This window comes from Mesobacterium hydrothermale (assembly GCF_035818635.1).
GTDB lineage: Bacteria > Pseudomonadota > Alphaproteobacteria > Rhodobacterales > Rhodobacteraceae > Mesobacterium_A > Mesobacterium_A hydrothermale.
Genome location: NZ_JAYLLH010000010.1, coordinates 138,333 through 146,855, shown reverse-complemented (window position 1 = coordinate 146,855; position 8,523 = coordinate 138,333). Strand labels below are relative to the sequence as shown.

Genomic DNA, 8,523 nt, shown 5'->3' with positions numbered 1-8,523 from the left:
GTTTGGCGGGCAGACCCCAACGACATCATCGCCGCAAGAAATCGAGGGTTCCAAATGTTGGATTCAATCCACTAGGCATTCCCTGCGAAAGGCCAGCGGCCCCCGCCGTTTTGGTGACTGCAAGCGCTGCAACGGCAAGGACCGCCGCGTTCCAAACGGAACATGCCAAGAATAGCTGTTTGCTGTGCAGCCCGCGTTGATTTCCCTCAATTCAGGCCGCCTGACGCAAGGGTTTACTTGATCGGGGCAGGCAACGCGGCATAGGTTGTTGGCATCGCTGAAATACATTTTGAGAGTTGCGTAATGAAACAGGTAATTGCCTGCCTTGGTGCCGTGATGGCCCTGTCTGCCTGTGATCCGACCGATATCCTCGACAAGGAAAGCCGCGTCCCCATCGCCGAGGACGTGTGCGAGCGGTCGAGTTCCAAGAACTGCGTTTTCTTCAACACGCCGGTGCGCCTGACCGGCGACCCGATCATCCTGCCGAAGCGGCCTTACAAGTTCTTCCGTACCGCCAATTCGCTGGATTTCATCGACGGGCAGGGGCGGCGCTGGATCGCCCCGAACCAGACTCTGACCGATGGCGCGTCGATCCCCAAGATCTTCATCAACATCATCGGCGACCCCACCTCCCCGGAATTCGTCAATGCTGCCGCCGTGCACGATGCCTATTGCGGCATCGGCAACGAAAACGGCCCGAACTTTCACAATGCCAAGTGGGAAGACGTGCACCGCATGTTCTATGAGGCGCTGATCGTCAGCGGCACACCGCGCGTGCGGGCCAGCATCATGTTCACAGCGGTTTACCTGGGCGGCCCGCGGTGGGACATCTACAAGGATCGCGACATCAGCAAGGTGCCGACGCCCGCGTTGCAGAACACCATGCGCCAGGCAATGGCCTATATCGAAAAAAGCGACCCGCCGTTCGGCGCCCTGTGGCTGTACCTGCAAATGAAGGAACGGCAGTTGCAGCAGACCTATGTCCGGCAGGCGTTCGAAGAACATGAAGAAGAGCACGGCCATGACGATGACGGTTACACGGGATATCCGGGGACCGATCCGTCGACCGGACTGATGACCAGCCCGTCGCTGGACCCCTCGGCACTGGTTTCGCCCAGCACCCCGGGCGGAGGGCTCTGAGGCTGCGGCTGGCATGACCGATGGGAAAGCCAATCCATGATCGTCGTTGTCGGTCTGATCGTCGCCTTTGTCCTTCTGGTGCTGTTCACCAACCGCGACACCCGGCTGTGCCGCTGGCGGGAATATCCCGGCAGCGGTGACAGCGACTGGCGTTGCGTGCACTGCGGGGCGCACACCACCGGGCCGCGCGGCTCGCCGCCGCAACGCTGCCTGCGCCCGCGCGCCTGATCGGCCCGGGCCGTCGTCGCCCGCCCAAAAAAACCGCTTGAAATGTCGCGGGGTTTGCCCGATATGCGCCGTCCATAGACGCCAACGCACGCACCTCTGGCGAGGTGGGCACATCCCACGCGGTTTACGTAGCGACGGTAACGTCTCCCTTGGAACTGAGCGGTCTCATGCCGGGAAACCGGACACGGCCGGGTCGATTGGAGATGACCAATGAACGCTTACGTGACCGGGCTTGCTGCCCGCGAAGCCTCGTCCCATTCCCGCGTGGAATCCTTCATCCTTGCCAATTCGTTTGACCGCCCGACGCTGGTCATCGATACTCAGGCCGTCGCGCGCCAGTTCGCGGCGCTGGCCCAGGGCCTGGGTCGGGCCCAAATCCACTATGCGGTGAAAGCCAACCCGGCGCCGGAAATCCTGGAAACGCTGGCCGGGCTGGGATCGCGGTTCGACGCCGCCTCGCGCACGGAAATTGCCGCCTGCCTCGCGGCCGGCGCGGCGCCAGAGCATGTTTCCTTCGGCAACACCATCAAGCGTCCTGCCGACATCGCCTGGGCCTATGCGCAGGGCGTGGACCTGTTCGCCGCCGATGCCGAGGAGGAGCTGGAAAAGCTGGCCACCCACGCCCCGGGCGCACACGTCTATATCCGCCTGATCGTGGAAAACTGCGAAGCCGACTGGCCGCTGACCCGCAAGTTTGGCTGCGCCGGCGACAAGGCGCTGGATCTGATCACCCAGGCGCGCGCCCTGGGTCTGCGTCCGGTCGGGTTTTCGTTCCACGTCGGGTCGCAAACTCGTCGCGCGGCGATGTGGGCGCCGGTGCTGGATCAGGTGGCCGCCGTCTGGCACGCCGCGCAGGAGGCCGGTCACGGGCTGAGCCTGCTGAACATCGGCGGCGGTTTCCCGGCCTTCTACGGCGAAGACGTGGACGGCCCGGCGGAGTATGCCTCGGACGTGATGCACCTGGTGACCGAGCGTTTCGGCTTCGTCCCGCAGATCATGGCGGAACCCGGTCGCGGCATGGTGGCCGAGGCCGGCGCGATTGCCGCCGAGGTGCTGCTGGTGTCGAGGAAATCCGACAACGACCTGCACCGCTGGGTGTACCTGGACATCGGCCGGTTCTCGGGGCTGGCCGAAACCGAAGGCGAGGCCATCCGTTACCAGTTCCTGACCGGTCGGGACCACGAGCCCACCGGGCCCTGCATCCTGGCCGGACCGTCCTGCGACAGCGCCGATGTGCTTTACGAGAAAAAGCCGGTGCACCTGCCGCTGGGCCTGCAAGCCGGCGACCGTATCGTGATCCGCAACTGCGGCGCCTATACCTCGACCTATGCTTCGGTCGGCTTCAACGGCTTCCCGCCGCTGGATGTCATCGTCATCTGAGCTTTGGTCGATCCCGTGCGGGGCCTTGGAGCCTGATCGGCGTGGCCGGTTCCGGGGAGGAGGAGGCCTGGGGCGTTTGCCTGTTCGGTGCCGGTTTTTCGATTGCTGTGGTTTCGGACCGGGCTTTGCCCGGTCCGACCCGCAGGGGGGCTTTGCCCCCCGGACCCCCCAGGATATTTTGTGCAAGATGATGGCCCGTCGGGGATTTCAGGCGTGTATGAAGTGCAGCTTGTCGAAGCCCTGTCGCCAGTCCCGGACCTCGGCCGCAACGGACTGCGGGTCGTTGCTGCGCAGGCCCCTGGCGATCAGCGCGGCGAGGTATGGCGCGTCGTCTGTGGTCATGCCCCAGCGCACCAGTTCCGGTGTGCCGATCCTGAGTCCGTTCAGATCGCCGGTGACCTCGGCAATCGGAAGGCCGATGCCGCAGGCCAGGAACCCGGCCTTGCGCAGCGTCTTTGACGCCGCCTGTCCACCGCCGAAGCCTGCCGCCTCGATCGCCAGCTGGTGCGAGCGGGTGCCGCCCTTGTCGGCGGCAAAGACGGGCAGGCCCTCGGCGCTCAGCGCTTCGGCCAGCGCCCGTGCCATCGCGACCATTTCGGCGGCATAGGCCGGACCGAAATCGCGCCAGTCGAGCAGGGCCATGGCCAGCGCCGCGGATTTCGCTGCGTCGAAATTCGCGGTCATGCCGGGGAAGGCGATGGCATCGAGCCGTTCGGCGATCCCGGCATCATTGGTGACGATCAGGCCCGAGGGTGGGCCGCCCAGGCTCTTGTAGGTGCTCATCGTCATCAGGTGCGCGCCTTCGGACAGCGGATCGGGCCAGGCCTTGCCGGCGATGATCCCGCATTGATGCGCCGCGTCGAACAGCAGATGTGCCCCCACCGCATCGGCGATCGCCCGGATCTCTGCCACCGGATGCGGGAACAGGTTGAGCGACCCGCCGATGGTGATCAGCCGGGGTTTGACCCCGTCCGCCAGGTCCGCCAGCGCCTGCAGATCGACGGTGTAGCCGTCGGCGTCGACCGGGGCGGGGTGGATCGTCAGCCCATAAAGGCCGGCGCAGCCCGCCTGATGATGGGTGACGTGACCGCCGACCGACGCCGGCGGTGCGATGATCGTGTCACCCGGTTGCGTCAGCGCCATGAAGGCGTAGAGATTGGCGATCGCGCCGGATGGCACACGGATTTCCGCGTAGCGGGCGTTGAACACCTCGGCGGCAAGTTCGGCGGCGATGACCTCGATCTCTTCGATGGCCTCCAGCCCCATTTCGTACTTGTCGCCGGGATAGCCCAGCGAGGGCCTTGTGCCGATGCCGCTGGACAGCAGGGCCTCGGCGCGGGGGTTCATCACGTTGGTCGCGGGGTTCAGGTTGAAACAGTCGCGTTCGTGGATCTGGCGGTTCTCGGCGGCCAGCGCGTCCAGCCGGTCGGCGATCTGCGCGCTGGGGGCGGCGGCCGTTTCCGCGGCATAGCGCTGGATCAGGGTTTCGGGCGCGTCAGGCACCCAGGGGCGGGGGGAAAGCTGCGGCATGGTCGGAACCTTTGACAACGGGTTTTGCGCAGGAAACCCGTTTGCGCGGGCCGGTGCAAACCAGTATTCATCAAACCTGACGATAGAAAATATAACAGGCCAATGCCCGTCGATCCACCCCGCCCGAAACCACCGCCGCTGAACGCCTTGCGCGCCTTCGAAGCAGCGGCGCGGTTGTGCAGCTTTTCGCGGGCGGCGGACGAACTGGCGGTGACGCCCGGCGCGGTGTCGCAGCAGGTCAAGGCGTTGGAAGACTGGGCCGGGGTGCGGCTGTTCACGCGCACCCCGCAGGGCGTTGTGCTGACCCCGGCGGCGGACCGTATCCTGCCCGACGTCACCCGTGCCTTCGACGGGCTGGGTCAGGTTGCGCAAACGTTGCGATCCGCTGCGGGCAACCGGCTGCACATTGCGGCCTTGCCGGCGATTGCCCAGCTGTGGCTGGCGCCGCGCTTGCCTGCGTTGCGCGCGGCCATGCCAGAGGTGACAGTCTCTGTCAGTGCATTGGAGCAGCCGCCCAACCTGCTGCGCGAACCGTTTTCGCTGTCGCTTTTTCTTGCCCCCGAGGGAGAGGGACGGGCGCTGGCGCGCGATGAGCTGTTCCCGGTCTGCGCCCCTGATCTGGCGAAGCGCCTGCAACGGCCAGAGGACCTGGCACAGGTGCCCTGCCTGTCAGACAGCACCTGGGATGGGGACTGGCAGACATGGATTGCCGTTGCCTGTCCGGGCCTGCGGGTGTCGGGGCCGTCCTATTCGCTGTATTCGATGGCGGTGGCAGAGGCGGTGGCAGGCGCAGGCGTTCTGATCGAGCACCGCCCTTTGATCGATTCCCACTTGCGCGCCGGAACACTGGTGCAGCTATTCGAAACAACGGTGGTGTCGGACAATTCCTTAACGGCAGTCGCGCCGCAATCTAAAAAGAAAGGCCCAACGCAACTGGCGCTGGACCTGCTTGTTTTTGAATGTGACGCGAAAGAGCGTTAATTGCCCGTCTCTGAATTGACGCTCATCAGCAGACGCTAATGAGCGAAAGCCGCTTCAAGCGCAATTTCCACCATGTCGCCGAAACTCTTTTCCCGGTCTTGCGACGGCAGGGCTTCGTGGGTCAGCAGGTGATCAGATACGGTCAGAACCGCCAGCGCCCTGACGTTATATCGCGCCGCCAGAATATAAAGCTCGGCCGCTTCCATTTCGACACCCAGGATTCCGTGGCGCGTCATCTGTTCGTTCAGGTCGGAGCGTTCGTCGTAAAACACGTCCGACGAATAGATGCCGCCGACATGAATGCCGGTCGATTTCTTCACCGCCGCGTCATGGGCCGCCTTCAGCAGGCCCCAATCCGCGCTGGGCGCAAAGTTCAATTCACGGAAGATACCGCGTGACGGGGTCGACAGCGAACTGGCCGTCATCGCAAGGATCACGTCGCGGATTTTCACCTGCGGCTGCATCCCGCCGCACGAACCAATTCGGATCAGCGTTTTCGCGCCGTAATCCCGGATCAGTTCGTTGGCATAGATCGACAGCGACGGCATTCCCATGCCAGAGCCCTGGATCGTGACGCGATGGCCGTTCCAGGTGCCGGTAAAGCCCAGCATACCACGGGTCTGGTTGATGCAGACCGCGTCGGTCAGGAAGGTCTCTGCCGCCCATTTCGCGCGATAGGGATCGCCCGGCATCAGGACGGTTTCGGCAATCTCGCCCGGCTGGGCGCCAATGTGAATCGTCATGTCGGATCAGATCGCCAGATCGTCCAGAGACTTGCCGGCCTCGGTCCACGCAATCACCCAATTGGGCTTGCGGCCACGACCCGTCCAGGTTTGCGATGCGTCGTCGGGGTTGGCATATTTCGGAACACCCTTGGTGCCCTTGCCGCTGTCCGAAACCAGTTCATCCAGCGAAAACCCAAAAGCCTTTGCCGCTTCGTCTGCGGCTTTCTTGGCTTCGGCCTTGCGCCGGGCGTCGATGGTTTTCAGCGCTTTTTCGACATCGGTCTTCAGTTTGACCAGTTCGTCTTTGGAAAGCGTATTCAGTTCGATCTGCATTTTTTTGTTCTCCTTTTGGCATGGGAATAAAAAGAAGAAACCGGGAATTACAAGAGCCACTCAGCAATCCTATTGCCTTTGACACAAAATAGATAGCCCCGCACAGCCTGACGCTGTACGGGGTCAATTCAAACTCCGCGTGGGTCGTATCTTATTCCGCCGCCACCGACTGCGGATCGGCAAGGGTCACGATGTCCTGCATGATCGCATTCAGCTCGAAATCCTTGGGCGTATACACCCGGGCCACGCCCATCGCGTGCAGACGTTTCGCGTCGTCATCAGGGATGATGCCGCCGACGATCACCGGCACATGGCCAAGGCCCGCGGCGCGCATCCGCTCCATCAGGTCCTCGACCAGCGGGATATGGCTGCCCGACAGGATCGACAGCCCGACAACATGGGCGCCGTTCTGCGCTGCCTCGACAATCTGTTCCGGGGTCAGGCGGATGCCTTCATAGTCGATGTCCATCCCGCAATCGCGGGCGCGGAAGGCGATTTGCTCGGCGCCGTTGGAATGCCCGTCCAGCCCCGGCTTTCCGACCAGGAAGCGCAGCCGCTTGCCCAGCCGGTCGCTGACCCGATCGACGGCGTCGCGCAGGTCGTCCAGCCCTTCGGTCTTGTTGCTGACGGCGCGCGACACGCCGGTCGGGCCGCGATATTCGCCGTGCACGGCGCGCATCTGCGCGGCCCATTCGCCGGTGGTGACGCCGGCCTTGGCGCAGGCGATAGAGGCGGGCATGACGTTGGCACCCTGTTCCGCCGCTGCACGCAGATCGGCCAGCGCGGCTTTTACCGCGGCCTCGTCGCGCTCTGCGCGCCAGGCGTTCAGCCGGGCGATCTGTTCCTGCTCAACGCCCGGGTCGACGACCATGATGCCGCCATCCTCACCGGTCAGCGGCGACGGCTCGCCTTCGGTCCAGCGGTTGACGCCGACCACGACCGTTTCATTGCGTTCGATCCGGTTCAGCCGTTCGGCGTTGGAATCCACCAGCCGCGACTTCATGTAGTCGATGGCACCGATCGCCCCGCCCATGCTGTCCAGCTGCGCCAGTTCCGCCCGCGCGCCGTTCTTCAACGCCTCGACCTTGGCGTCGACGGCGGGGTTGCCGTCGAACAGGTCTTCGAATTCCAGCAGGTCGGTTTCATAGGCCAGGATCTGCTGCATCCGCATCGACCATTGCTGGTCCCATGGCCGCGGCAGGCCAAGCGCCTCGTTCCAGGCGGGCAGTTGCACCGCGCGGGCGCGCGCCTTTTTCGACAGGGTCACGGCCAGCATCTCGATCAGGATGCGATAGACGTTGTTTTCCGGCTGCTGTTCGGTCAGGCCAAGGCTGTTGACCTGCACGCCATAGCGGAACCGGCGGTACTTTGTATCTTCAACGCCATACCGCTCCAGCAGGATTTCATCCCACAGATCGACAAAGGCGCGCATCTTGCACATCTCGGTGACAAACCGGATGCCGGCGTTCACAAAGAACGAAATACGCCCGCACAGCGCCGGGAAATCTTCGGTCGGGACGCGCGGCTTCAGCTCGTCCAGAACCGCAATCGCGGTGGCCAGGGCAAAGGCCAGTTCTTGTTCCGGCGTCGCGCCCGCCTCTTGCAGGTGATAGGAACAGACGTTCATCGGGTTCCACTTGGGCACGTTGGTATAGCAATACTCGGCCACGTCCCCGATCATCTTCAGCGACGGTTTTGGCGGGCAGATATAGGTGCCGCGCGACAGGTATTCCTTGATCAGGTCGTTTTGCACCGTGCCGTTCAGCTTGGTGACATCCGCGCCCTGTTCCTCGGCCACCGCGATATACAGCGACAGCAGCCAGGGCGCCGTGGCATTGATCGTCATCGAGGTGTTCATCTGTTCCAGCGGGATTTGGTCGAACAGGGTGCGCATGTCGCCCAGGTGACAGACCGGCACGCCGACCTTGCCAACCTCGCCCCGCGCCAGAACGTGATCGCTGTCATAGCCCGTCTGCGTCGGCAGGTCGAAGGCCACCGACAGGCCGGTCTGACCCTTGGCCAGGTTGTTGCGATACAGCGCGTTCGATGCCTTGGCCGTGGAATGGCCGGCATAGGTACGGATCAACCACGGCTTGTCGCGGGAAAAGGTCTCGGTCATCTCGGGCCTCGTGAATCGATGCGGCAATTATCTTGCGTGGATTTCTGCATATGCGAAACTTTATGCCGATGTCAATTCGCTGCATTG

At 63.6% G+C, this 8,523-nt stretch carries 8 protein-coding genes; 4 read left to right on the top strand and 4 right to left on the bottom strand.

What is annotated here, in order from left to right:
* Positions 1-303: 303 nt before the first annotated feature.
* The 3 genes from VK792_RS09620 to VK792_RS09610 all read left to right on the top strand — a co-directional run bounded on the left by VK792_RS09620 (position 304) and on the right by VK792_RS09610 (position 2,748).
* Complete coding sequence (locus VK792_RS09620; RefSeq protein ID WP_326297257.1) at positions 304-1,140, top strand: DUF1353 domain-containing protein; 837 nt, start codon at positions 304-306, stop codon at positions 1,138-1,140.
* A 36-nt stretch (positions 1,141-1,176) separates the two neighbouring features.
* Entirely contained in the window at positions 1,177-1,368 is a 192-nt protein-coding gene (locus VK792_RS09615; protein ID WP_326297256.1) for a hypothetical protein, read from the top strand.
* 210 nt (positions 1,369-1,578) lie between these two features.
* Entirely contained in the window at positions 1,579-2,748 is a 1,170-nt protein-coding gene (locus tag VK792_RS09610) for a type III PLP-dependent enzyme (RefSeq protein WP_326297255.1), read from the top strand.
* Between the two features lie 207 nt (positions 2,749-2,955).
* Here the strand turns inward: VK792_RS09610 and glyA are convergent, their stop codons facing one another.
* Positions 2,956-4,278, bottom strand: coding sequence for a serine hydroxymethyltransferase (gene glyA / locus VK792_RS09605; protein WP_326297254.1), 1,323 nt, complete (start codon positions 4,276-4,278; stop codon positions 2,956-2,958).
* A gap of 102 nt (positions 4,279-4,380) precedes the next feature.
* Here glyA and VK792_RS09600 point away from each other — a divergent pair, with 102 nt between their 5' ends.
* Complete coding sequence (locus VK792_RS09600; RefSeq protein WP_326297253.1) at positions 4,381-5,259, top strand: LysR family transcriptional regulator; 879 nt, start codon at positions 4,381-4,383, stop codon at positions 5,257-5,259.
* A gap of 35 nt (positions 5,260-5,294) precedes the next feature.
* On the opposite strand, the gene deoD is transcribed toward VK792_RS09600, so the two are convergent.
* The 3 genes from deoD to VK792_RS09585 form a co-directional block, all read right to left on the bottom strand.
* The gene (deoD, locus tag VK792_RS09595) at positions 5,295-6,002 is read right to left on the bottom strand and encodes a purine-nucleoside phosphorylase (RefSeq protein WP_326297252.1); all 708 of its coding nucleotides are present in this window, start codon (positions 6,000-6,002) and stop codon (positions 5,295-5,297) included.
* Positions 6,003-6,008: 6 nt separating this feature from the next.
* Positions 6,009-6,317, bottom strand: a complete 309-nt coding sequence (locus tag VK792_RS09590) for an H-NS histone family protein (RefSeq protein ID WP_326297251.1) — start codon at positions 6,315-6,317, stop codon at positions 6,009-6,011.
* A gap of 151 nt (positions 6,318-6,468) precedes the next feature.
* Positions 6,469-8,463, bottom strand: coding sequence for a methylmalonyl-CoA mutase family protein (locus VK792_RS09585; protein ID WP_494337873.1), 1,995 nt, complete (start codon positions 8,461-8,463; stop codon positions 6,469-6,471).
* Between the last annotated feature and the right edge of the window lie 60 nt (positions 8,464-8,523).